This is a genomic window from Cutibacterium sp. LaCa_89, assembly GCF_058177555.1.
In genome coordinates this window covers 761,115-785,674 of record NZ_CP190889.1, presented here as the reverse complement: position 1 = coordinate 785,674, position 24,560 = coordinate 761,115, and the positions used below count along the sequence as shown (strand labels likewise).

Annotated in this window: 24 protein-coding genes and 1 pseudogene; 13 read left to right on the top strand and 12 right to left on the bottom strand. The window is 64.4% G+C overall.

What is annotated here, in order from left to right; genetic code table 11:
* Positions 1–9: 9 nt before the first annotated feature.
* Positions 10–327: an MGMT family protein gene (locus ACP8LP_RS03655; protein ID WP_016667272.1), complete on the bottom strand. Its 318-nt coding sequence runs from the start codon at positions 325–327 to the stop codon at positions 10–12.
* A 40-nt stretch (positions 328–367) separates the two neighbouring features.
* Between ACP8LP_RS03655 and ACP8LP_RS03650 the strand changes: the two genes are divergently transcribed.
* Entirely contained in the window at positions 368–1,852 is a 1,485-nt protein-coding gene (locus ACP8LP_RS03650) for a GuaB1 family IMP dehydrogenase-related protein (RefSeq protein ID WP_051128970.1), read from the top strand.
* Between the two features lie 64 nt (positions 1,853–1,916).
* Positions 1,917–2,573, top strand: coding sequence for an NAD(P)H-binding protein (locus ACP8LP_RS03645; protein ID WP_016667270.1), 657 nt, complete (start codon positions 1,917–1,919; stop codon positions 2,571–2,573).
* 97 nt (positions 2,574–2,670) lie between these two features.
* On the opposite strand, the gene ACP8LP_RS03640 is transcribed toward ACP8LP_RS03645, so the two are convergent.
* From ACP8LP_RS03640 to ACP8LP_RS03615, 6 genes are all read right to left on the bottom strand, one after another.
* Positions 2,671–3,066, bottom strand: coding sequence for a cytochrome c oxidase subunit 4 (locus ACP8LP_RS03640; protein ID WP_004811862.1), 396 nt, complete (start codon positions 3,064–3,066; stop codon positions 2,671–2,673).
* The gene (gene ctaD, locus ACP8LP_RS03635; protein WP_016667269.1) at positions 3,066–4,787 is read right to left on the bottom strand and encodes an aa3-type cytochrome oxidase subunit I; all 1,722 of its coding nucleotides are present in this window, start codon (positions 4,785–4,787) and stop codon (positions 3,066–3,068) included. The genes ACP8LP_RS03640 and ctaD overlap by 1 nt, the downstream gene beginning before the upstream one ends.
* On the bottom strand, positions 4,784–5,692 hold the full coding sequence (ctaC, locus tag ACP8LP_RS03630) for an aa3-type cytochrome oxidase subunit II (protein WP_428991951.1): 909 nt from the start codon (positions 5,690–5,692) through the stop codon (positions 4,784–4,786). The genes ctaD and ctaC overlap by 4 nt, the downstream gene beginning before the upstream one ends.
* Before the next feature lie 180 nt (positions 5,693–5,872).
* Positions 5,873–6,226: an iron-sulfur cluster insertion protein ErpA gene (erpA, locus tag ACP8LP_RS03625; RefSeq protein WP_004811865.1), complete on the bottom strand. Its 354-nt coding sequence runs from the start codon at positions 6,224–6,226 to the stop codon at positions 5,873–5,875.
* A 172-nt stretch (positions 6,227–6,398) separates the two neighbouring features.
* Positions 6,399–6,689 carry a PspA-associated protein PspAA gene (pspAA, locus tag ACP8LP_RS03620; RefSeq protein ID WP_004811866.1) on the bottom strand — a complete coding sequence of 97 codons (291 nt, stop codon included), beginning with the start codon at positions 6,687–6,689 and terminating at the stop codon, positions 6,399–6,401.
* Positions 6,686–7,489, bottom strand: a complete 804-nt coding sequence (locus ACP8LP_RS03615) for a PspA/IM30 family protein (RefSeq protein ID WP_036975854.1) — start codon at positions 7,487–7,489, stop codon at positions 6,686–6,688. Before ACP8LP_RS03615 ends, pspAA begins: the two co-directional genes overlap by 4 nt.
* 200 nt (positions 7,490–7,689) lie before the next feature.
* On the opposite strand from ACP8LP_RS03615, the gene ACP8LP_RS03610 reads away from it, so the two are divergent.
* Together ACP8LP_RS03610 and ACP8LP_RS03605 are read left to right on the top strand one after the other, a co-directional pair.
* On the top strand, positions 7,690–8,454 hold the full coding sequence (locus tag ACP8LP_RS03610; protein ID WP_016667266.1) for a DUF3043 domain-containing protein: 765 nt from the start codon (positions 7,690–7,692) through the stop codon (positions 8,452–8,454).
* 79 nt (positions 8,455–8,533) lie between these two features.
* Complete coding sequence (locus ACP8LP_RS03605) at positions 8,534–8,752, top strand: hypothetical protein (protein WP_016667265.1); 219 nt, start codon at positions 8,534–8,536, stop codon at positions 8,750–8,752.
* On the opposite strand, the pseudogene ACP8LP_RS03600 reads toward ACP8LP_RS03605, so the two are convergent.
* Positions 8,722–9,266, bottom strand: a pseudogene (locus tag ACP8LP_RS03600) (hypothetical protein). The gene ACP8LP_RS03605 and the pseudogene ACP8LP_RS03600 sit on opposite strands and share 31 nt — an antisense overlap.
* Here ACP8LP_RS03600 and ACP8LP_RS03595 point away from each other — a divergent pair.
* The 9 genes from ACP8LP_RS03595 (at position 9,226) to ACP8LP_RS03555 (ending at position 22,758) form a co-directional block, all read left to right on the top strand.
* A complete protein-coding gene (locus tag ACP8LP_RS03595) occupies positions 9,226–10,752 on the top strand; it encodes a leucyl aminopeptidase (RefSeq protein WP_036975852.1) in 1,527 nt (508 codons plus the stop codon). The pseudogene ACP8LP_RS03600 and the gene ACP8LP_RS03595 overlap by 41 nt on opposite strands.
* 159 nt (positions 10,753–10,911) lie before the next feature.
* Positions 10,912–12,651: a 2-oxoglutarate dehydrogenase, E2 component, dihydrolipoamide succinyltransferase gene (gene sucB / locus ACP8LP_RS03590; protein ID WP_202711725.1), complete on the top strand. Its 1,740-nt coding sequence runs from the start codon at positions 10,912–10,914 to the stop codon at positions 12,649–12,651.
* 160 nt (positions 12,652–12,811) lie between these two features.
* On the top strand, positions 12,812–13,576 hold the full coding sequence (gene lipB / locus ACP8LP_RS03585; protein ID WP_171048596.1) for a lipoyl(octanoyl) transferase LipB: 765 nt from the start codon (positions 12,812–12,814) through the stop codon (positions 13,574–13,576).
* 49 nt (positions 13,577–13,625) lie between these two features.
* The gene (locus ACP8LP_RS03580) at positions 13,626–15,560 is read left to right on the top strand and encodes a cytochrome c oxidase assembly protein (RefSeq protein WP_036975849.1); all 1,935 of its coding nucleotides are present in this window, start codon (positions 13,626–13,628) and stop codon (positions 15,558–15,560) included.
* A complete protein-coding gene (locus ACP8LP_RS03575) occupies positions 15,557–17,800 on the top strand; it encodes a heavy metal translocating P-type ATPase (protein ID WP_016667259.1) in 2,244 nt (747 codons plus the stop codon). Before ACP8LP_RS03580 ends, ACP8LP_RS03575 begins: the two co-directional genes overlap by 4 nt.
* Before the next feature lie 10 nt (positions 17,801–17,810).
* Positions 17,811–18,803, top strand: coding sequence for a lipoyl synthase (gene lipA, locus ACP8LP_RS03570; protein ID WP_036975847.1), 993 nt, complete (start codon positions 17,811–17,813; stop codon positions 18,801–18,803).
* A 145-nt stretch (positions 18,804–18,948) separates the two neighbouring features.
* Entirely contained in the window at positions 18,949–19,719 is a 771-nt protein-coding gene (locus tag ACP8LP_RS03565) for a DUF4191 domain-containing protein (RefSeq protein WP_016667257.1), read from the top strand.
* 7 nt (positions 19,720–19,726) lie between these two features.
* Positions 19,727–21,529, top strand: a complete 1,803-nt coding sequence (locus tag ACP8LP_RS03560; protein WP_016667256.1) for an ABC-F family ATP-binding cassette domain-containing protein — start codon at positions 19,727–19,729, stop codon at positions 21,527–21,529.
* A gap of 104 nt (positions 21,530–21,633) precedes the next feature.
* Positions 21,634–22,758, top strand: a complete 1,125-nt coding sequence (locus ACP8LP_RS03555) for a glycosyltransferase 87 family protein (RefSeq protein ID WP_237726280.1) — start codon at positions 21,634–21,636, stop codon at positions 22,756–22,758.
* Here ACP8LP_RS03555 and ACP8LP_RS03550 read toward each other — a convergent pair.
* The 4 genes from ACP8LP_RS03550 to ACP8LP_RS03535 form a co-directional block, all read right to left on the bottom strand.
* Positions 22,737–23,189, bottom strand: coding sequence for a PTS sugar transporter subunit IIA (locus tag ACP8LP_RS03550; RefSeq protein ID WP_016667254.1), 453 nt, complete (start codon positions 23,187–23,189; stop codon positions 22,737–22,739). The two genes, ACP8LP_RS03555 and ACP8LP_RS03550, sit on opposite strands and share 22 nt — an antisense overlap.
* Entirely contained in the window at positions 23,189–23,419 is a 231-nt protein-coding gene (locus tag ACP8LP_RS03545; RefSeq protein ID WP_004811882.1) for a PTS sugar transporter subunit IIB, read from the bottom strand. The genes ACP8LP_RS03550 and ACP8LP_RS03545 overlap by 1 nt, the downstream gene beginning before the upstream one ends.
* 146 nt (positions 23,420–23,565) lie before the next feature.
* Positions 23,566–23,814 (bottom strand): PTS sugar transporter subunit IIB, encoded by a 249-nt coding sequence (locus tag ACP8LP_RS03540; RefSeq protein WP_016667253.1) that lies wholly within the window; start codon positions 23,812–23,814, stop codon positions 23,566–23,568.
* Positions 23,811–24,536, bottom strand: a complete 726-nt coding sequence (locus ACP8LP_RS03535; RefSeq protein WP_016667252.1) for a GntR family transcriptional regulator — start codon at positions 24,534–24,536, stop codon at positions 23,811–23,813. Before ACP8LP_RS03535 ends, ACP8LP_RS03540 begins: the two co-directional genes overlap by 4 nt.
* Positions 24,537–24,560: the final 24 nt, after the last annotated feature.

The window sequence follows — 24,560 nt, the reverse complement described above, 5'->3', positions numbered from 1 at the left end:
GGGTCTTCGTCATGCCTGGATGCGCAATCTCTGCCAGTTGAGCTCCCACTCCTGCGGATCGGGGGCATGGGCGCGCAGCATATCGACTCCTCCACCCAACCCTTCGTCGTCCCAGTGACGGCGAGCCTCTTCCATGAGGTGATCGGGCAAGGTCCCACGCACATTGGTGACTCGCCACCATTCCACCTCATGACCGTGACCGGCCATGATCGTGCCGACCCGTCGTGGGGAGGTTCCGACGAGCTCGGCAAGGTCGGAGTAGGACACCACCGTTCTCGGCGGCAGGGCTTCCACCGCGGCCAATACGTCATCGATGATCGAGCTCACGACACCAGTGTGCCGCGACCCGTCAGGACATGACTGGAGAATGACGACGTGGGAGAATAGGGACGTGCGTTTTCTCAACGAGCAGCCGAACTACGACCTGACGTACAACGACGTCTTCATGGCCCCGAACCGTTCCTCGGTCGGATCTCGGATGAATGTCGATCTGACGTCGACCGACGGGCTAGGCACTCCCCTGCCCCTCGTCGTGGCCAACATGACCGCGATCTCCGGACGACGGATGGCCGAGACGATCGCCCGCCGCGGCGGCATCGCCATCCTGCCCCAGGACATCCCCGCTGACTTCGTCGCGAGGTCCATACGTCGGGTCAAGGGTGCCCACACCCGCTTCGACACCCCGGTCACCGTCAATCCCACGACGACCGTCGGCGAGGCCATGAGTCTGCTCAACAAGCGCGCCCACGGCGTCGTCCTCGTCATCGAGGACCATCGCCCGGTCGGACTGGTCTCCCCTGCCGAGGCGGAGGGCGTCGACCGCTTCGCCCAGTGCCATGAGGTCATGACCACCGACCTCACCCTGGTCGGCCCTGACGCCAGTCCGGACGACGTCTTCCAGGCCCTCGCAGAGCGTCACCAGAAGGTCGCTGTGGCCGTCGACGAGACCGGCGTCCTCGTCGGCATCATGACGTCCCGTGGCGCGCTGCGCACCGAGATCTACCGCCCTGCCGTCGATCCCGACGGTCACCTCATGATCGGCACTGCCATCGGCATCAACGGCGACGTCGCCGGTCGCGCTCGTAGCGCTCTGGACTCCGGTTCCGACGTCCTCGTCATGGACACCGCTCACGGCCACCAGGACCCCATGATCCGGGCCATTGGCGTGGCAGACGAGGTTCGCACCGCCTTCCAGGAGAAAACCGGACGCCGTATCCCTATCGTGGCTGGCAACATCGTCACCCGGCGCGGCACCCTGGACCTGCTGGAGGCCGGGGCGGACATCATCAAGGTCGGTGTTGGGCCGGGCGCCATGTGCACCACCCGTATGCAGACCGGCGTCGGGCGTCCTCAGTTCTCCGCGGTTCTGGAGTGCGCTGAGGCAGCAGCCGAGGCCGACGGGGCCATCTGGGCTGATGGAGGCGTCCGTCACCCCCGTGACGTCGCCCTCGCCCTGGCGGCCGGAGCCGGATCGGTCATGATCGGCTCGTGGTTCGCCGGCACCCACGAGTCCACCGGAGCTATGCTCGTCGATCACGATGGCCTCCTGTACAAGGAGTCCTTCGGAATGGCCTCGGCCCGGGCAGTGCGTCACCGCACCCGCCAGCGCAGCGCCTTCGAGAGGGCCCGCGCTGCCCTGTTCGAGGAAGGGATCTCCCAGTCGAAGATGTACCTGGATCCCCAGCGTCCTGGAGTTGAGGACCTCGTCGACTTCATCACCTCCGGAGTGCGATCCTCCTGCACCTACGCCGGCGCAGCCAACCTCGAGGAGTTCCACGAGAAGGCCGTCATCGGCGTGCAGTCCCCCTCGGGGTACGAGGAGGGACGTCCTCTGCAGCGCAGTTGGACCTGAGCTGCTGGCGAACTGTCCACGTCACTCACCCTTGCCGACCTCGGTCGGTTCTAGGGTGAGGGACATGACAGCAGATCGAATCCTCATCATTGGTGGCCACGGGCACGTGGCCAAGCACTTCACTCAGCACGCCACCGAGAAGGGACGCCACGTCGATTCCGTCATCCGGCGTGAGGACCAGGCTGCTGACGTCGTCAAGTGGGGCGGCAATCCCATCGTCGCTGATGCGACCTCCTTGCGGCCTTCCCAGTGGGACGACCTCGTCAACAGCCATGACGCCGTGGTGTGGTCGGCCGGGGCCGGTGGTAAGGGCAGCCCCGAGGACACCTACGCCGTCGATCGCGATGCCTGCAAGCACCTCGTCGACGCCATTGCGCGTTCCCCCCACGGACCGCGGTTCGTGCTCATCTCGTGGTGCGGAAGCCCCGACCACGGTGTCCCCTCCGACAACGACTTCTTCCCCTATGCCGACGCAAAGGCCGATGCCGACCGCCACACCATGCGCTCGACGGTTCAATGGACGATCCTCGGCCCGGTGACCCTCAGCCACGATCCCGCCACCGGCATCCATGTGTTGGAGGAGGGCGAGGACTACAAGGACGCCACTGTGTCCCGTGAGGCCGTCGCTCAGGCGGCTCTGGCTTGTCTGGATGACGAGACCACGGTTGGCCGGTTCATTCGCTTCCGTGACGGTTCTCAGCACATTGCAGAGGCCATCTGAGCCAGGACCACGCAGCAGTATCCTCCGACGAAAAAACAGAAAAGGCCGGGACCGTCATCATGACGGTCCCGGCCTTCACATTGTCGGTGAGACGCGGTCAGTGCTGGTAGTCCCCGCGGTAGTACTCGAATGCCCAACCCGAAGCAGCCCAGATGCCGATGCCCAGACCGAGCAGCGAGATCCACCACCCGAAGACCGGACCGAGGCACATGATTGCCACGACAAGAGCACACCAGAAGGGCCAGATGCTCTGCGGCGGGAAGAATCCCACTGGTCCAGCTCCGTCGATCACCTCAGCATCCTTCTCATCGGAGGGACGCGGGTTGATCTTCTTGGCGACGACCTGGACGTAGAAGAACACCATCAGGGCCATGGCCCCCGACAGCCCCAGCACCCAGGTGCCGGCGACCTCATGGGCGGTGAACCAGTAGATCGGGGTGACGACGAGGTAGAACAGACCAAGCCCGCCAAAGACCCAACGTTCCGGTTTCATCAGGCATCCTCCTTGCCGGAGTGGACGAGTTCACGCGGGTTAGCTTCCTCGGTCTCGGGAGCCAGGGCGGCCTCCGGATGGTTGATGTCAAAGGCCGGGGAAGTGGAACGAACGCGAATCATCTTGGTGAAGTTGTGGGCAGGCGGCGGACACGAGGTGGCCCACTCGAGGGTACGGCCCCAACCCCACGGATCATCGACCTCGATGTTCGGGTCATGACGGGTGATCCAGACGTTCCAGGCGAACGGCAGCATCGAGATGGCCAGCAGGAAGGCACCGAAGGTCGACACCTGGTTCAGGAGGGTGAAGCCCTCCCAGGAGCCATAGTCGGCGATACGACGCTGCATGCCCTCGACACCGAGCCAGTGCTGGACGAGGAAGGTGGTGTGGAATCCGACGAAGAGGGTCCAGAAGTGAATCTTGCCCCAGGTCTCGTTGAGCATGTGCCCGGTGATCTTCGGCCACCAGTAGTAGAAGCCGGCGAACATCGCGAACACCACGGTGCCGAACAGCACGTAGTGGAAGTGGGCCACCACGAAGTAAGTGTCTGAGACGTTGAAGTCCATCGGCGGGCTGGCGAGCATGACGCCGGTCAGACCACCGAAGAGGAAGGTCGTCAGGAAGCCGATGGCGAAGAGCATCGGTGTGTCGAAACTCAACGACCCGCCCCACATCGTGCCGATCCAGTTGAAGAACTTCACGCCCGTAGGAACGGCGATGGTGAAGGTCATGAAGGAGAAGAACGGCAGGGAGACCGCACCGGTCACGAACATGTGGTGGGCCCACACGGACACCGACAGACCGCCGATGGCCAGGGTGGCGAACACCAGACCGACATAACCGAACACCGGCTTGCGACTGAAGACCGGGAGGACCTCGGTGATGATGCCGAAGAACGGCAGGGCGATGACGTAAACCTCAGGGTGTCCGAAGAACCAGAAGAGGTGCTGCCACAGGATCGGTCCGCCATTCGCGGCATCGAAGATGTGGGCTCCCAGAGCTCGGTCAGCCTCGAGGACGAGCAGACCGGCGGACAGCACCGGGAAGACGACCAGGATCATGATCGAGGTGATGAGAATGTTCCAGGAGAAGATCGGCATCCGGAACATCGTCATACCCGGAGTACGCATAAGGATGATCGTCGTCACGAAGTTGACGGCACCCAGGATGGATGACAGGCCCAGCAGGTACAGGCCCATAACCCACAGATCACCGCCGACTCCCGGGGAGTTGATGGCGTCCGAGAGCGGGGCGTAGGCGAACCAACCGAAGCTGGCAGCGCCGCCGGGGGTGATGAAGCCGCCACAGGCCATCAACGAGCCGAAGAGGTATAGCCAGTACGCGAACTGGTTGATACGAGGGAAGGCAACGTCGGGGGCACCGATCTGGAGAGGCATGAAGAAGTTCGCGAACCCGGAGAACAGCGGGGTGGCGAACATCAACAGCATGATCGTGCCGTGCATCGTGAAGAGCTGGTTGAAGGTCTCCTGGTGCATGAACTGCATGCCGGGATAGGCCAGCTCGGCTCGGATGAGCAGGGCGAGGATGCCACCGAAAGCGAAGAAGAACAGCGACGTGCCGAAGTACAGCCGTCCGATCTTCTTGTGGTCGGTGGTCGTCATGTAATCCCAGACGAGAGCGCCGAAGCTCGTCTTGCGACGCTCCTCGCGTGTCACCGCAGGACGCACCGCGGTTCGCTGGGCGATAGATACGCTGGTCACTTCTTCTCCCCCTCCTTCGATTCGGCGGTGGTGAGGGCGGCGACGGAGTTCGGAGGCTTGACCTCACCGGTGTCGCCCTGAGCCTTGAGCTGCCGGAGGTGCTTGTTGTAGTCCTCGACCGACACCACGTGCACCTTGAAGATCATGTTGGCGTGGTAGGTACCACACAACTCTGCGCACTTGCCGTCGTAAACGCCGATCTTCGTCGGGGTGAGGTCGAACTGGTTGGGATGACCTGGGATGACGTCCATCTTGAAGTAGAAGGCCGGCACCCAGAAGGAGTGGATGACATCGGCGGAATTGAGGTGGAAGCGCACCGACTCATTGACGGGAAGGTAAAGATCCGGGATCTTCTCGATGGTGCCCACCTCATGGGTGACGGCACCGCCGACATCCGGGTTCTTCTGTTCCATGTAGTTGAACGTCCAGGACCACTTCTGTCCGACGACGTTGACGACGTGCTGAGGCTCGGGATCCTTCTCGAGCACCTTGTTCTCAGTACGGACGGTGTAGAAGAACAGCACGCCGATGACGAGGAACGGAACGATGGTGTACAGCACCTCAAGCGGAAGGTGGTACCGCGACTGCCGTGGAATCACCGGATCTCCGTCCTTACGACGGAACTTGAAGGCTGCGTATCCGATGAGGCCCCACACGAACACGCCGATGACGAGCGCCGCGACCCATGCACCGATCCACATGCTTCCCATGTGCGCGGCACGGTCGGACGCCGGATCAACGAGACCGAGACGAGCTGCACGCCCAGGTCCGGTGTCGCCGCAGCCGCTCAGTGCCAGTACCGCAACCGTCGCCGCACAGGCACCACCGACCTTCCCGGCAACACCGCTGCCACTTCGGGGCACGTCCCGGTCTAGGTCGTGTCGCCAGCTGAGTCTGCGTCCCACGGCTCACCCTTCCACATTGCAAGCCCGCCCCGACCCGACGGCGGGGACAGGTGACTGTTGTGTCTGTCACACCGAACAATAGCGAAAACGAGGCGCCTCGTCCGCCCAGTCGGACGGACGAAACGCCTCAATGACCCCAGAAGGTCTGTCGGGGAAGTGATCCCGGTAGTCAGAATCGGCTCAGTGGAAGGAATCCCCACAAGCGCAAGTGCTGGTCGCGTTGGGGTTGTCGATGGTGAAACCCTGCTTCTCGATGGTGTCCATGAAGTCGATCGTGGCACCGGCGAGGTAGGGAGCGCTCATTCGGTCGGTGACCACATTGACCCCGCCGTAGGTCTTGACGACGTCACCGTCGAGGTGGCGCTCGTCGAAGAAGAGCTGGTAACGCAGACCCGAGCAACCGCCGGGTTGCACGGCCAGACGCAAGGCGAGGTCGTCGCGTCCCTCCTGATCGAGCAAGGACTTCACCTTGGCCGCAGCGGCATCGGTGAGGACGATTCCATCGGTGGTGGGGGCGTTGACGGTGTCGGTCATATGGACTCCAAGAACGTGTGATGGACGGTCCCGGGGGATGACCCGGGTGTTCGATCCTGGTGGATCGGGCGGGTATGTCGTCCCGTCGCGTCGTCAACTGTATCCGCAGCGCACCGTCGACATCGAACTGTGCCGATTAAGCGCGCAGCGGAACAGGGATGCTTCACCTCTGTCAGCCGGGGATGAGACCGTCTCCGGCAGGGTTTTCGGAGAGCCAGACCGAGACCTCCTCGATCGTCGCCGAGACGTCGGGGACGATGAGGTCCGAGTCGACAATGTTGTCGTCGGCGATCGGGGTACCTATCGTGCGGACGGTCGTCACCAGCTCAGAGAGGGCCTCGGTGAGCTCACTCTGCGAGGTGGTCTCGATAGCGTGCTCGACGCGGGAATCGATACGGTTGAGATGGTTCATCTCGGTGTCGGGCACCTGCCACTGGCCCTCACCAACGATACGAATGATCATGACTGGCCCTCCTGACGTCGCACAGCACGCGATCCGGTTTCCGGGTTCATCCCCGTACCGGAACCGGACTCGAGCTCCGGAGTGGAATTGTCGTGGCCGGTATCCAGCTGTGCCTTGAGGGCGGACAGCTCGGCGTCGATGGAATGGTCACTGGCAAGGTTGTCGAGCTCGCGAGTGATGTCGTCGCCATAGCTACGGGTGGGATCCTCGATGGCTCCACTGGCCATGAGTTCGTCAACGGCTCCTGCACGGGCCTGAAGCTCCATGGTCTTGTCCTCGGCACGCGTGATCGCCATGCCGATGTCGCCCATCTCCTCGTTCAGACCGGTGAAGGCCTCATTGATACGAGTCTGAGCCTCAGCCGCCGAGTAGGTGGCCTTGACGGTCTCCTTCCTCGTGCGGAAGGCATCCACACGAGCCTGGAGACGCTGGGAACCGCGGATGAGCTTCTCCTCCTCAGCCTGCAAGGTGGCGTGCTGAGTCTGCAGGTCGTTGAGCTGGGCCTGCAGGGTGGCCTTGCGGGTCAGTGCCTCGCGAGCCAGATCCTCGCGGCCCTGTTCGAGGGCGCGAGCAGCCGCATTCTGCATCTTGTCGACGTCGGCCTGCAGCTGGTTCATCTGCAACTCGACTCGCTTGCGGCTCGTGGCGACGTCGGCAACGCCCCTGCGCACCTTTTGCAACATGTCGAGCTGACGCTGGTAGGAGTAGTCGAGGGTTTCGCGCGGGTCCTCAACCTTGTCGAGGGCCTTGTTCGCCTTGGAACGGAAAACCGTCGAAAGTCGTGCAAATATGCCAGCCATAGGTGGAGTCGTATCCTTCCCCTTCGGTGCTTGATGACTCCGGGAAGTCGTCAGCATTGCGGTTGCCTGACCATCAGAGTACGGGACCGCGCAACAACAACCCAGAGCAATACCCGTACAATCTTCTCAGCCCAGACAGGGGCGCCCCGGCTGGAACTGGCCACCGCGGGCACGAGTACGACACAAAATGAGGATGGATCGTGGGACTGTTCCGCCCCTACGAGCAGGGAGACAGCAAGAAGGCCGAATCGACGGACGCGACCGTCACGGCAGAGCCGGTGTCCAGCACCGAGTCCTCCCCGTCCTCGGCCACCGCTGCTCCAAGGCCCACCTCTGATGCGGCGAACACCGGACAGGAGAAGCAGCCCGAGAAGAGGCGTCACGCTAACAAGGGCAACGGCGCCGCCAAGGAACACCGCGCAGCTGCGCAGTCAACGCCCGCGGCACAGCCCAAGCCCCGCCACATCGCGAAGAAGGGTCCGACCCCGACCCGCGCCAAGGCCGAGGCTGCCCGCCGTGAGCGCCTCAACCCGACCCTGAGCAAGAAGGAAGCCCGAAAGCGCGAGCGTCTGGCCAAGCGAGAGCGTCAGGCCGCCGCCATGGAGGCTGCCGAACGACGACCCGAGCGCGGTTACATCCGCGATTACGTCGACTCGCGCTGGACGTTCAGCGAGTTCATCATGCCGATCTTCCTGGCTGTCATGGTGATTTGGTTGGCCATGCTCTTCATCGCCCCCACCGCGGTCGGCGCCATCAACGCCATGTCCTTGGGCATGCTGATGGTCATGCTGTTGTGGCTGGTCGACTCCTGGCGACTGTGGCATGGGGCCAAGAAGGGTATCCGTGCCCGCTACCCCAATGCTCCTCTGCGCGGTCTGTGGGCGTACCTCAACAACCGGGCGATGACCGTGCGCCGGTGGCGCAACCCGGAACCGCGCATCGAGCGTGGTGAGAAGATCGACTGACACTGATCTCCAGACCAAACTCTGCGTCGTTGCCACGTCCGTGTCCCTTCCGTGGCACGGGCGTGGTTGTCTTGTAGGTATGAGTTACTCGTGGGTTTTCAAACAGTCTCGCGTCACCGTCAAGGGAGCTGAACACCTCGGCGAGATCGGTGCTGGCCAGCAGTTCGAATCTCAGGAGGAAGCCGAGGCATGGCTTTCCGAGACCTGGCCCGAACTGCAGGATGCCGGTGTCGACGAGGTCACCCTCGTGCAGGACGAGGACGTCGTCTACGGCCCGATGGGGCTGTCCGAGGAGTGATCCCAGCGACGGGCCTTGACGGTCTGCCAGCTCATCACGACCCCGAAAGCCGTTACTGCAACCCCAAGACCTGTGACCGTGGGGCGAGACTGGGCAATGGACTGACGTCGTTGCTCGTATGTCTGCACCGTGTCCGTGCGGGTGGCGGTGTAGGTGGCCTTGTGGCAGGTGTCTCCCGGATGCATCTCGACGCCACGACACGAGATCGTCGGCGAGGCCATCACGACGATGCCCCACACAAGCAGGCCAATTCCGGCCATGACGGTGACGATGTCCAAGGCCATCCGCAACGTGGGATGGCTGGCACGACGAGAAGGCGCCGTGTCCTGGCTGGCCGGGGTGGTTGAGTTCACGAGCACACCATAACGGCGTGTCATTCGTACCGCACCGTCCCGCGCTCGACGCACCTCGACTAGGCTTCAGACGAGGCGTCGGCCCGAGTCTGACCGGGCCCATCCTGAACCGACCCCCGAATGAGAGGAATCCTCGTGGCCAAGAGCACCGAGCTACCCATCCGTCCGCGTCCCGATCTCAAGGTCTCCCGCAATGCCAACGGCGCCGACGTCGTGATTGCCGGTCTGGTCGAGAGCTCCCAGGGCCGCGTCGTCCAGGGGCTTGCACCGCGAGCTGTGAAGGAGGCCGAGGAGACCTTCGGCGCTTCGCTGGCCGAGGTTGCCATTCGCGCTGGCGGCTCGACGGAGCTTGGGTCCACCGCGGTGCTGCCCTGGTCCGGGAACAGCCTCGTCTTGGTCGGCTGCGGAGCTGAAGGATTTGACGGCGAGGCCCTACGCAAGGCTGCCGGCGCCGGCGCCCGTGCTGCCGCGGCCCTGTCGCACGGAACCAGCCTCAAGGTCGCCGTCGACATGGGAACCGGCTCCGCTGAGCAGGTTCGTATCGCTGCCGAGGGTGCCCTGCTCGGTTGTTACAAGGTGCCTGTCGTCACCGCGAACCCGGATGTCCCTGAGGTCTCCACGGTGACCATCGTCTCCAATGCTCGTGGCGCCAAGCCCGAGCTCGACAAGGCCCGGATCCTCGCCGATGCCGTCTACACCGCTCGTGACTGGGTGGATGCCCCGGCCAACCTGCTCTACCCGAAGGCCTTCGCCGCCTCGGCGCAGTCGTGGTGCAAGGACCTCAAGGACGTCAACGTCGAGGTTCTCGACGAGAAGGCTCTCGTCCGTGGCGGATTCGGGGGCATCCTGGCCGTCGGCGGCGGCTCGGCCCGTTCCCCGCGTCTGGTCCGCGTCGAGTACGCCCCGGAGGGCGCCACCACCACCCTGGCCCTGGTGGGCAAGGGCATCACCTTCGACTCCGGCGGCCTCGACATCAAGACCGCTGCCGGCATGTACACCATGAAGTGCGACATGGGTGGTGCTGCCGCGGTGCTCGCCACCGTGGGCGCGGTCGCGCGTCTGGGCCTCAACGTCCGCGTCATCGCCTACGGCTGCATGGCTGAGAACATGCCGTCCGGATCGGCATGGCGCCCTTCCGACGTGGTCACCATGTATGGCGGCAAGACCGTCGAGAACGGCAACTCCGACGCCGAGGGCCGCATCGTCATGGCTGACGGCCTGGCTCGTGCCTGTGAGGACGAACCGGACTACCTCGTCGACATCTCCACCCTCACCGGCGCCTGCATGGTCGCCCTCGGCAACCACACTGCCGGAGTCATGACCTCCGGCGCACAGGCTGCCGACACCCTGCTGGACGCCTCCGAGGCCGCCGGCGAGGACTTCTGGGAACTTCCCATCACGGACGAGGTCCGCGAGCACCTGCACTCTGACGTCGCCGACGTCAAGTCCTCCGGTGGTCGCGAGGGTGGGGCGATGCTCGCCGCCGCCTTCCTGCAGAGCTTCGTGACCCCTGGAATCGACTGGGCCCATCTCGACATCGCCGGCCCGGCCTACAACAACGCCACGCCGCACGACTACACCCCGATCCAGGGAACTGGATTCGGGGTGCGCACCTTGGTACAGCTCGCCGCCAATCTGGCTGACTGATCAACTCGATCGTCAGGAGGGCAGGGTCCACGGGCCCTTCCCTCCGCCACGTTCGGATGAGATTTTTCTGACTTCAGAAATGGGACCAACTGCACATTTGCCCATAGTCCGGCTAGGCTTGCAACGAATCCGTCGCGGCTTGCAAAGGAGCTCCAACACATGTCGACCGAAGTCACTCTTCCCGCCCTGGGCGAGTCCGTCACCGAAGGCACCGTGTCCCGCTGGCTCAAGGCCGTCGGAGACACCGTCGAGGCTGACGAGCCCCTACTCGAGGTGTCCACCGACAAGGTCGACACCGAAGTCCCCTCCCCCGCCTCCGGCACCCTGCTCGAGATCAAGGTCCCCGAGGACGAAGACGCCGAGGTCGGCGCCGTGCTGGCCATCATCGGCGACCCCTCCGAGTCCGGTTCCGCCCCAACTGAGGCCCCCAGCGGAAATGACGAGACCCCCGAGCCGGAGCCTGAGCCCGAACCCCCCGCCGGGGAGAAGCCTGCTCCGGCTACTGGTGGTACGGCCAAGGGTGCTGAGGTCACCCTGCCGGCCCTGGGCGAGTCCGTCACCGAAGGCACCGTGTCCCGCTGGCTCAAGGCCGTCGGAGACACCGTCGAGGCTGACGAGCCCCTACTCGAGGTGTCCACCGACAAGGTCGACACCGAAGTCCCCTCCCCCGCCTCCGGCACCCTGCTCGAGATCAAGGTCCCCGAGGACGAAGACGCCGAGGTCGGCGCCGTGCTGGCCATCATCGGCGACCCCTCCACCGCCGAGTCGGCTCCTGAGCCCACCGAGCCCAAGGCTGAGCCCGCCGAGAAGGCCGAGCCCGAGCCGGTGAAGAGCAAGGCCGAGAAGGCCCCGGCCCCCGCCCCGGCTGCCCCGAAGCCCCCTGAGGCCCCGATGCCGACTGGCACCAACGAGGTCGCCCCGCGCGCCACCAACCCGTCCTCCGACGTCTACGTCACCCCGCTGGTCCGCAAGCTGGCCAAGGAGAATAACGTGGACCTGTCCACCATCACCGGAACCGGTGTCGGTGGTCGCATCCGCAAGCAGGACGTGCTGGCCGCTGCCAAGTCCGAGGAGACCCCGGCCCCCGCTCCGGCTCCCTCCGCCACTCCGGCTCCGGTCTCCCCGAAGCCCGCTGGTTCGGCTCGCAAGGCCTCTCAGGAAGTCTCTCCGGAGGCTGCCGCCCTGCGTGGCACCACCGAGAAGATGAGCCGCCTTCGCAAGGTCATCGCCTCCCGCATGGTGGAGTCCCTGCAGGTGTCCGCCCAGCTCACTGCCACCGTCGAGGTGGACATGACCGCCATCTCCCGTATCCGCAAGGCCGAGAAGGCCGCCTTCAAGGCTCGCGAGGGAGTCGGCCTGTCCTACCTGCCGTTCGTCACTAAGGCTGTCGTCGAGGCTCTCAAGGCCAACCCGAAGTTCAACGCGAACATTGACACCGAGGCCGGGACGATCACCTACGGCGCCTCCGAGAACATCGGCATCGCCGTCGACACCCCGCGTGGCCTGCTGGTTCCGGTCATCAAGAACGCCGGCGACCTCAACATCGCTGGCCTGGCTCACCAGATCGGCGACCTCGCTGCTCGCACCCGTGACAACAAGGTCACTCCCGATGAGCTGGCCGGTGGCACCTTCACCATCACCAACTACGGTTCGGCCGGTGCTCTCTTCGACACCCCGATCGTCAATCAGCCCGAGGTCGCCATCCTCGGCACTGGCGCCCTGGTGAAGCGCCCGGTCGTCGTCACCAACGAGTTCGGTGAGGACACCATCGCCATTCGCGACATGATGTACCTGTCGCTGTCCTACGATCACCGCCTCATCGACGGTGCCGTGGCGGCCCGCTTCCTGTCGGGCATCAAGGCCCGCCTGGAGGAGGGTGACTTCGCCGGAGAGTTCTGATTCGAACCTCATGACGGGGTCCGGTGTGGAATTCCACACCGGACCCCGTCGCGTGTCCGGACTACCATGGGTCAGCGTGACAGACGCCCAGAATCACTCCTGCGATCGCGACGAAGCCCAGGCGACCCCACAGCCCACCACGCCCCAGGTCGTTGCCGGGGTGGCCCCGAAGGGATGGGTGGACCATCCCGCTGGCTTGGAATTCGAATATCTGGGCATCGCAGACAACCCCCCGGTACGCACCGAGTACAACGAGTGCTGGGCCCACCAGCGTGAGGTCCACGCCGAGGTCTCCAGCCATCAGCGTCCCAACACGGTCATCTACGTCGAGCACGACCCCGTCTACACCGCCGGGCGACGGACCCGTCCCGAGGCCTACCCCTTCGATGGCACCCCTGTCGTCCCAGTGGACCGTGGCGGTGAGATCACCTGGCACGGTCCGGGACAGCTGGTCGGATACCCCATTGTCTTCCTGCAGCGCGGCATCGGTGTCGTGGACTACGTACGTCGCGTCGAGGAGTCGATCATCCGCCTCGTCGCCGAATACGGGTTGAAGGCCGGTCGCGTCCCCGGACGCACCGGAGTCTGGTTCCCCTCCGACGGCGTCGGACCGGAGCGCAAGGTCTGCGCCATCGGTATCCGGGTCTCTCGTCAGACGGCGATGCACGGATTCGCCCTCAACATCGACCCCGACACCGCAGGGTTCGACAACATCATTCCCTGTGGTATCTCCGATGCTGACGTCACCAGCATGGGACGCGAACTGCGACGCCTGCATGGCCCCGACGCTGAGGTGCCGTCCATGCTAGAGGTGGCGGACAGGCTCGAGCCCATCCTCACCGAGATGATGTCCTTCCAGCCCTACGAGATGAGCCCGGACATCCCGCGGCGGGGGCACCCGGCGTTCCTCCACCCGATGTCGTGAATCTGTCCGTCATCCCGGCTACAGTTCCCCCTACCCCACCCCAAAGGAGATGTTGGTGACGCATCCCACCCGTGCCCGCGCCACTGGACCGCTGCTGGCGGTCACGGGTCTCGTCATGACCGTCATCGCCGCCGTGATCGGTCGGCTCCGGCCCCTGGAGCCTCGTCTGTTGGGTAGGGAGAATCCGGACGTCCTCACCAGCGTCCTCCATGCCGTCGTCGGGACCCTGTTCTGGGCAGCTCTGGTGTGGACCCTGGCCGAACTCATTCGCGCCACCCTCTGCTCTCCCCACCGGGATGTCGTCGATCCCACCCGTACCCGCGGACGCCGGGCCTGGCTGGCAGCCCAGATGTGGGCGTTGCTGGCCCTGCTCATGATCCCGCTGGAGTCCGCCGACTCCGCCGGTCTGACCTTCGAACAGGCCACCGTCGACCTGCCGACCTACATCACCTCGACCCCCTCTGTGACGGCCTGGCTCGTCGTCGCCGTGCTGGGCCTGGTGGTGGCACTACTCGCCCTGCTCGCCACGCACCTTGGTGGCCTCGTCATGGCGACGTTGGTGACGGTTCTGGCTGCCCTGCCGATACCGGTGACCGGAGCCATCTCGGTGGGTCTCAACCACGACTTCGCCACCGACTCCGGGGCTCTTGCCGCCATCGGTATGACGATTGCAGCGGCGTGTGTTCTCGTCGAGGTCCTCGATGGGCCCGACCCCGCTGTCACCTGTCGGGTGTCCTGGCAGGAACGCGTCGGGGCCATCATCACCCTTGCCGGCGGAATCGCCGTCACCTGGCAGGGTCAGGCCGGGCATTCCTGGCTGTCGGACCGATGGGGGGTGGCCCGGGTCGTCCTGGTGATCGCATCAACGGTCTGGGTGGTCCTCAGCTGGTTGCCTCGGTCTCGGGTACGTGGGTGGCTTCGTCTCGGGATGGTCACCATCGTCCTGACCGTCCTGGGAGCCAGCAGCCAGCTGGTGCCCCCGCGCTACCTCATCGGGCAGACCCCCGCCGTCAACTACCTCGGTTACGAACTGCCACCGGCGCCCACCACTGGTGTCCTGCTGGCCCCGGGCCGTCCCAACATCGGTTTCTGGACCCTGTCGATCCTGGGAATTGCGGGATACCTCTTCGCGGTGAGCATCATCAAGCACCGCGGCGAAAAATGGTCCGGCGCTCGCATCGGGTCTTGGATCGGGGCATGGGTCGTCGTGATCTACCTGGCCAGCGTTGGCCTGTGGGAGTACTCCTCGATGCAGTTCAGCTGGCACATGTTGGTCCACATGACCTTCAACATGTTGGTTCCCGCCTTGTTGGTGCTGGGAGCGCCGGTAACTCTCATGAGGGAGGTCTTCCGTACCGGCGATGGCATCGACGACGGCCCCCACGACTGCCTCATGGCTGCTCTGGAATGGCGTCCCACCAAGATCCTATTCGGCCCATTCGCAGCATGGATTGTCTTCATCGCCAGCTTCTACGTAGTGTACTTCACCCCGATCTTCGGCTACCTGATGCGCTACCACTGGGGACACCAGTGGATGTTGCTGCACTTCCTCATGGCCGGGTTCATGCTCTTCGAGTACGTCATCGGCCTGGACGACCTGCCCGCCTCCCTGCCTCACATCGGTCGGCTGGGCTTCGTCATCACTGCGATGCCCTTCCACTCCTTCTTCGCCGTCATCACGATGAATGCCCACCAGATCATTGGCAAGGACTTCTATCAGGCCCTGTCGATCCCGTGGGTGACCAATCTGCGCGACGACCAGAACCTCGGCGGCCAGATCACCTGGGCAACCGGCGAGATTCCGATGGCCCTGGTGCTCATCGCCTTGTGCGTGCAGTGGTTCGTCTCCGATCGGCGTGACCAGCGCCGGGTCGACGCCTCCGAGGATGCCAGCCTCGACGAGTCCCTCGCCGCCTACAATGACATGTTGGCTCGGATGGCTGGCCAGGAGATCAAGCCGCAGGACCCGGAGAACCGGCCATGACCGCGGTGACAACCGATGAGCAGGGTGACGACGAGCCGGTCCTCCATCCACCGGTCCAGCTCCAGATCGGCGGGATGACCTGCGCGGCGTGCGCCAACACCATCGAAAAGCGCCTGGCCCGTATTGACGGCGTACATGCAAGCGTCAACTTCGCTTCCGAGCGGGCGACGGTTACTGGTATCGACGTCGAGGACGCCATCGCGGCCGTCAAGGATGTCGGCTACACCGCCGCTCCGCTGTCTGACGTCGATCTGGCCGTCGAGGCAGAGCGACGCATCACGATGCTGCGACGCCGTCTCATCGTCGCCGTCCTGCTGACCCTGCCCCTCATGGACATCGGGTTGGTACTGGCCCTCGAGCCACAGCTGCGCTTCCCCGCCTGGGACTGGCTGCTCGTCGTGCTCTCCCTGCCGGTGGTGTTCTGGTCGGCGTGGCCCTTCCACAAGGCGACGTGGTCAAACCTGCGCCATGGCATGACCTCCATGGACACCCTGGTCTCACTGGGCGTGTTGTCCTCCTTCGGGTGGTCCTTCGTCTCCATCCTCATCGGCGCCCAGGACGAGGAGGGATACTGGCTGGGCTACGGCATCACCCCTGCTGGCGCCGACACCCTCTACCTCGACGTCGCTGCCGGGGTGACCTGTTTCCTACTGGCCGGGCGCTATTTCGAGGCCCGGGCCAAGAGGTCAGCTCGCTCGGTGCTGACGGCCCTGGGCCAGTTGGCGGCCAGAAATGCGCGCGTGTTGCGCGACGGGGTCGAGACCCTCGTGCCCATCGAGAAGTTGCACAAGGGTGACCTCTTCGTCACCCTGGCTGGTGAAACCCTCGCCGCCGACGGGGAGATCGTCGAAGGGGCGTCGAGTGTTGACACCTCGATGATGACTGGCGAGCCGATGCCGGTCGACACCACCGTCGGATCGACGGTTCTGGGCGGAACGATGAACCTCACCGGACGCATCGTGGCGCGGGCCACCGGCGTGGGAGCCCACAGCCAACTCGCCCAGATGGCGGTCATGGCCGAGGAGGCACAGGCCCGCAAAGCCAACGTCCAGCGTCTGGTCGACAAGGTCGTCGAGATCTTCGTGCCGGCCGTGCTGGCCGTGGTTGTCCTCACCTTTTTCGGATGGTGGATCGCCGGGGCAGGAATCCGTCATGCCTTGTCAGCGGCTCTCTCCGTGCTCGTCATCGCCTGTCCCTGCGCCCTGGGTCTGGCCACCCCCACCGCGCTCATGGTCGGGGTGGGACGCGGCGGTCAACTGGGAATCCTCATCAAGGGTCCGGAAGCGCTGGAGGCGTCAGGACGCATCGACACCATCGTCCTCGACAAGACCGGTACCGTCACCACCGGCGACATGACCCTGACCGAACGGATCGCCGCCGACGGACAGGACATCGACCGAGCCCACCGCTACGCTGCCGCCCTGGATCAGCACTCCACCCACCCGGTGGCCAAGGCCATCGTCGCCGCTGTCGAGGGCACGATTCCGGAGTGCTCCAGCCCGCTCGCCGTCGCCGGTCGTGGCTCTGAGGGCGAGGTCGATGGGCACGACGTCATGGTCGGCAATCCCGCCTTCCTCACCGAGGCCGGCATCACCATTCCCGGCGAGCTCACCGACACCGTCGATCAGGCCGCCAGTACTGGCCGTTCCACTATTCTCGTCGCGATCGATGGCCGGGCCTCGGCAGCACTCGTCATTTCCGACACCGTCAAGCCCGAGGTTCCTGCGGTCATCGCTCAGCTCAAGGGTATGGGGCTGCGAACCGTCCTCCTCACCGGTGATTCGAAGGCCGCTGCGGACGCCGTCGCTTCCCAACTCGGTACCGACGAGGTGCTCGCAGACGTCCTGCCCACCGAGAAGGCCAAGGTCATCGACGAACTACGGGGCGGGGGTCGCGTCGTCGCCATGGTCGGTGACGGCATCAACGACGCCGCGGCCCTGGCCAGCTCTGATCTCGGCCTGGCGATGGTCACCGGCACCGACATCGCGATGCGCAGCGCAGACATCATCTGTGTGCGTCACCATCTTGGGGTCGTCCCAGACGCCATCGGGCTGTCACGACGCACCCTGCGCACCATCCGTGGCAACCTCGCATGGGCCTTCGTCTACAACATCGCAGCTATCCCGATCGCAGCCGCCGGGCTCCTCAACCCACTGATATCCGGGCTAGCCATGAGCTTGTCGAGCCTCTTCGTCGTCACCCATTCACTGAGACTTCGCAACGTCGGTGCACACAGTTAAACTGACCGACGTGAGTGTCGAAGCAGACGGTAGAAAGCTCCTCCGAGTCGAGGTCAAGAACTCCCAGACCCCCATCGAGGACAAACCCCGCTGGATCCGCACCCGGGCCACGATGGGCCCTGAGTACCGTGACATGCGACGCCGAATGATCGACGGTGATCTTCACACGGTGTGCCAAGAGGCTGGTTGCCCCAACATCTTCGAGTGCTGGGAGGATCGCGAGGCCACCTTCCTCATCGGCGGTGACCACTGCACTCGTCGGTGCGACTTCTGCCAGATCGAATCGGCCAAGCCGGAGGAATACGACCGGGACGAGCCCCGCCGCGTCGCCGAGTCCGTCAAGCAGATGGGACTGCGCTATGCCACCGTCACCTCGGTCTGCCGTGACGACCTCGAGGACGAGGGAGCCTGGCTGTGCGCTGAGACCATCCGCCAGATCCACCAGGTGAATCCGGGAGTCGGCGTCGAGATGCTGGCTCAGGACTTCTCCGGCAAGCAGGATCTCCTCGACGTCGTCTTCGAGGCACGCCCGGAAGTCTTCGGGCACAACCTCGAGACGGTCCCCCGCATCTTCAAGCGCATCCGCCCCGGATTCCGCTACGACCGTTCGCTGGCCGTCCTCAACTCGGCCCACGAGGCGGGACTCATCACCAAGTCGAACCTCATCCTCGGCATGGGAGAGACTCGTGAGGAGATCTCGGAGGCCATGCAGGCCCTGCATGATTCCAACACCGACCTGCTGACGATTACCCAGTACCTTCGGCCGAATGCCTACCTGCACCCCATCGACCGCTGGGTGACCCCGCAGGAGTTCGACGAGCTGGCCGAGGAGGCCCGCGAGATCGGATTCGTCGGTGTCATGAGTGGCCCGCTGGTGCGCTCCTCCTACCGCGCCGGACGTCTCTACCGTCAGGCCATGGAGGCTCGCGGGGAGAAGCCGGTCACCATCGTCACCGGGTACCGAGACGGGGAGAAGCCGGCTCCATTCGCGACCAAGGAATAATCAGAGACACCTGATCAGCCTGACGAGGAGGATTCCAGCGGCGCCCCGAGGTACATACAGCGAAACCACGCCAAAGTAGGGCCACCGTCGCGAAACCGGTAGAATGCCGCGAAGTCCGTCCATTAACGTCGTCGGGAGCGTGTCAATGCCCAAGAGCCAGGCAGCCAAGGAACTCGCCGCCAAGCAGAAGGCCCAGGCCAAGGCCGAGAAGGAGCGTCGCAAGAACTCCGACAATCCCAAGGACTGGAGCACCGGCAAGCAGCTCGTCGAGACCTTCAAGCTAACTCGCCAGGTTGATCCCCGGCTCCTCTGGTGGGTCATTGGCGCCTTCGTCCTGGGCGTCGTGGTGTTCACCGTCCTCGGTCTCATCCTGACCGATCTGTGGTGGGCATGGCTCATCGTCGGCATCTTTGCCGGTGCTGCTGCCGCCATGTGGGTGTTCCAGTGGCGCGCCAAGCATTCCATGTACGCCCGGTTCAAGGGCCAGACCGGATCGGCCGAGGTCGCTCTCTCCCTGCTCGACAAGAAGAAGTGGACCTCCACGCCGGCGATTGCCTTCACCCGCCAACAGGACGTCGTGCACCGCGCCGTCGGACCGGCCGGAATTGTCCTCATCGGCGAGGGACACGGCAACGGTCTGCGCAATCTGCTGGCCACCGAGACCAAACGTCATGAGCAGGTCGCCTATGGCACTCCGGTGACCTCCATCATCATGGGCGACGGCAAGGGTGAGGTTCCGCTGGAGGACCTCGACAAGCACATCAAGAAGCTTCCCAAGGCTCTCAACACCGCCCAGGTGGACGAGGTCATCAACCGCCTCAAGGCCCTCGACGCGATGCGTCCGAAGGTGCCGCTGCCCAAGGGCCCGATGCCCAGCTCCATGAAGGGCGCCCGCGCCGCCATGCGAGGACGCTGAGCCTCCGTTGACCGGCACAAACCTCGTCAACGCCGATCGGATCTCGAAGTCCTGGGGCACCCGGACGGTCCTCTCAGAGGTGTCCCTGGGACTCTCAACGGGAGATGTCATCGGTGTCGTGGGTCGCAACGGGGACGGAAAATCGACCCTCCTGGCCCTTCTCACGGGCTCGTTGGAGCCCGATTCCGGGGTCGTGACGCGCACCAATGGGGTTTCCATCGGGGTACTCGCCCAGGCGGAGACCCCCACGGGTGACGAGACTGTCCGTGACCTCGTCGTCGGTGGCCGTCCCGATCATGTTTGGGCGGCGGATCGCGAAGCTCGCCCCATCGTCGAGGACATGCTCTCCGACATCGACCTCGATCGCCCCATGACCGACTTGTCCGGTGGTGAACGGCGACGCGCTGCCTTGGTCTCAATCATGCTGGCAGACCATGACCTGCTCGTCCTCGACGAGCCCACCAACCACCTCGACGTGGAGGCCGTCGCTTGGTTGGCAGGCCACCTCCGCCACCTCCAGGAACGTGGCGTCGCAATGCTCGTCGTCTCCCACGACCGCTGGTTCCTCGACGAGATCTGCACCGACATCTGGGAGGTTCACGACGCCACCGTCGAGGCTTATGAGGGCGGATACTCCGCCTACACCCTCGCCCGGGTGGAACGCGCCCGCATCGCTGCCAGCAACGAGGCCAAGCGTCAAAACCTGGCGCGCAAGGAGTTGGCATGGTTGCGTCGCGGTGCCCCCGCCCGCAGCTCCAAGCCTCGTTACCGCGTCGAGGCCGCGAACGCCCTCATCACCAATGTCCCCGAGCCCCGCGACAAGTTGGAGTTGGCGCGCTTCTCCGCTACCCGGCTGGGCAAGGACGTGCTCGATCTCAAAGACGTCACCGTCACCGTGACCTCCGACGAGCTGGGTGAGCGCACCCTGCTCGACAAGGTGACATGGTCAATCGGCCCAGGTGACCGGATCGGTCTGGTCGGCGTCAATGGTGCTGGCAAGACGACCCTGCTCAATCTCTTTGATGGATCCCGGCAACCCGACTCGGGCCGCGTCAAGCAGGGAAAGACCCTGCGACTTGCCCATCTGCGTCAGGAGGTTGACGACCTCGACACGACGATGACGGTGCTGGAGTCGGTCAACGACGTCAAGGCCAGGACGAAACTGGCCACCGGCCGGGACGCCTCCGCCGCGGACCTGCTGGAAGGATTCGGGTTCACCGGGCAGAAGCTCGTCACCCGTGTCGGCGACCTTTCCGGTGGGGAGCGTCGTCGTCTGCAGCTGTTGCGCCTCCTCATGGACGAGCCGAACGTGTTGCTGCTAGACGAGCCGACCAACGACCTCGACATCGACACCTTGCGCCTGCTCGAGGACTACCTCGACTCCTGGCCGGGGACGTTGATCGTCGTCTCGCACGACCGGTGGTTCCTGGAGCGGGTCTGCGACGTGGTCTGGGCCCTCGTGGGAGACGGCACGGTTGCCCTGCTGCCAGGAGGCATTTCTCAGTACCTGGAGCACCGTCGCAATCGTGAGACCGGTCCGTCGAAGTCGAGTCGGGTGGGCACCGAGGGGTCCCGGAAGAAGGTCAACACTGCGGCCCTGCGTCAGGCTCGCAGGGACATGGACCGGATTGACCGCCAGATGGGCAAGGTCCGCGACGAACTCGCCTCATTGCACGAGGAGATGGCTGCCAAGGCCGACGATTACCAGGCCCTCGCCGATTTGCAGATGAAGGCCAATGACCTCGACGAACGGATGTCCGACCTCGAGGAGCAATGGCTGGAGGCCGCCGACATCGTGGAGAATCCGTGACGCTGCACGACGATGACACCAACGTCTCCCGGCCCCGCAGATCCTTGGCCGTGCTGTGGCCGACGATTGCTACCCTCGTCATCACGGTGGCGTGGGTGCTCATCATTCCCACCCCGATCGACCTCAGGATCTACCGGGACTGTGTGCGAGCGATGCTGCACGCCCCGGAGACGCTGTACACCGCCACCTCGGTCAGCGGTCTGGGATTCACCTATCCGCCCTTCGCCGCGATCGCCCTCATCCCGCTGACCCTCCTGCCGTTCCGCGCCGCGACGATCCTTCACCATGCTGTCAGCGCGACTGCTCTCGTCATCATGATCGACGTGGTGTGGCGCCGCTGCGGACGTCGACCTTCGGGCGTCCTGACGGCTGTCGTCGCCGTGATCCTGGTGGCCAGCGAACCGATCGGCAAAAGCTTTGCCTGCGGCCAGGTCAATCTTCAGCTGGCTCTCCTGGTCGTCCTTGACGTCTTCGTTCTTCCCCGAAAGTGGCGCGGTGTCGGAGTTGGTGTGGCCACCGGGTTCAAGCTCACTCCCGGCATCTTCGCACTCTGGTACCTCGTCACCGGCCAGTTCAAGGCAGCCTTGCGAGCCGCTGGCACCGGAGTGGCAACGATTGCTCTCGGCTTCGCCATCGCACCCACGGCGTCGTGGCAGTACTGGACCCATTACATGATCACCCCAAAGCGGCTGGGCGGGCTCACCTGGGCCGGCAACCAATCCCTCTCGGGGATGTTGTTGCGGCTGGGGCTGGGAGACCTCACGCTGATCTGGCTCGTTCTCGTCGCCGTCTGTTGCCTGTTCGCTGGGATTTCCTCACGTCGACTGTGGCAGCAGGGGGATGCTGACCAGGTGTGGTCCCTGCTGTGTGCCGGACTCTGCGGGTGTCTGGTGAGCCCGGTGTCATGGTCTCATCACTGGGTGTGGGCACCTCTACTCATCGTCGCAGGGCTGGCAGACCGACGCCGCGACCGGCACATTCTCGCCTTCCTCTGGGCCTTCGCCGCCCTGACATGGATGGTCTGGTGGTTCCCAGCGGGTAATGACCTAGAAATTGCTGCGCCGTGGTGGCAGAAAGTCCTCACCGACCCTTACGAGATCCTTGGTATCGGGTCTCTCCTCGCCTTGGCCCGGAACAACCATGCATCAGTCACACGACATGAGGCGGGCGGACCGTCTCCGGCCCGCCCCATACCCACAACGCTCAATCACGCCACCGTGAACAACTGATCACCGCTGTTCACCGACGTGCCGGCAGCGGCGACATCACCGAGCTTGTCATGAGTCGTGTCGAGGATGATGATCGGGCAGACCGCACTGCGACCGCCTTCGACAATACGGGCAGGGTTCCACGTGATGAGCTCGTCCCCGACGGAAACCTCTGCCCCCTCCTCGGTGTGGAGGGTGAATCCCTCCCCCTCCAGCTGGACGGTGTCGATGCCCAGATGCACCAGCACCCCGAAACCGTCCGCCTGAAGGACGAAGGCATGCGGGTGCAGCTTGACGATGCGTCCCGCCACCGGGGCCACGGCGGTGACATCGCCGTCTCCGGTGGGCTGCAGGGCGACACCGGGGCCCACCAGACCCTGTGCAAACACCGGATCAGGGACCTCGGACAACGTCATCAGGGTGCCGTTGAGGGGGGAAACGATTGAAGTCATCAGCGCAGGTCCTCGATGTCCTCGGCGAGGGTGTCGGCCTCGGGGCCAACGACCACCTGTACGGAAGTTCCCTGCTGTACGACGCCGAATGCACCGGCTGCCTTGAGGGCGGCCTCGTCGACGAGGTCGGGGTCGTCAACCTCGACGCGCAGCCGGGTGATGCAGGCCTCAAGGTCGTCGATGTTGTCGTCACCACCGAGGGCCGCCAAGATCTGTTCTGCCTTGCTCATGATGTCTCCTTGTCCTGGTTCGAGATGGACTCCGCCATGGAGGATCCTCGAACAAATACTGGCCCACCTTCCAAGTGGTCCAGACAACTAACACTGAACTCCATCGGGCCGCCCGGTGTCAAGAGACGGTCAGGGTCAAGAGGCGGTCAGGTCTCGTGATCCTCTCCCCACAGATCCTCCAGGTCGGAGGCGAGCAAGTCAGCATCAGGTCCGACGATCACCTGCACGCTTTGTCCCTGAATCGTCACACCGTGGACGCCAGCGCGACGCAGAGCCTGCTCGTCAACCTGCTCGCAGTTTCGGACCTGGCAGCGCAGGCGAGTCACGCACGGCTCGATCGACACCACGTTGTCGACTCCCCCCAACGCCGCCAAGATGTGTTCAACACGCTTCATCGCGCACCTCCTCGAGGTGGATACAGGGTCCTGCGTGGCCCGGAGATCGGCACCCACAGTTTGTAACGGTCTCCCCGGTACCAGGACCGGGAATAGGAGACAGCAAGATCGTCGGCATAGGTACGACGGTTGATGGCCAGCAGGGGAGATCCCACCGGGAGGTGCAACAGTTCGCAGATCACCGCATCCCCACTGACGGCCTCGATAGCATCCTCTCCCCAGGTGGGGACCAGTCCAGCGTCAGCCAAAGCCCCGTAAATGCTCGTAGGTACGCCATTCGCCAGCAGATCCGGCATCACTCGCGTGGAGATCCAGGTTCTTTCGACTGCCATCGGAACTCCGTCGGCCAGCCGCACCCGATAGATGAAGTGGACGGATTCACCAGGCTCAATCCCCAGCCAGACAGCCACGTCTGGGGTTGCCGGCAGTTCCTCCCCACGCAGCACCCGAGTATCGGGAATCATCCCGCGTTGACGCATCTCCTCGCTGAAGGACGAGATCCGTGACTGGACATCAACCTTCGGAGCCCGGACGTAGGTCCCGCTCCCCCGGCGACGTTCCAGCCGTCCGCTACTGACTAGCGAGTCCACCGCCTGGCGGACCGTCATCCGCGAGACTCCGAAACGCTCGGCAAGCTCACGCTCACTGGGAACGACATCCCCGACCGACAGACCGGTGTCGATGAGCTCGACGAGGTAGTCCCGCACGGTCACGTACTTCATGCGTGAATTATGCCCCGGGTGCAG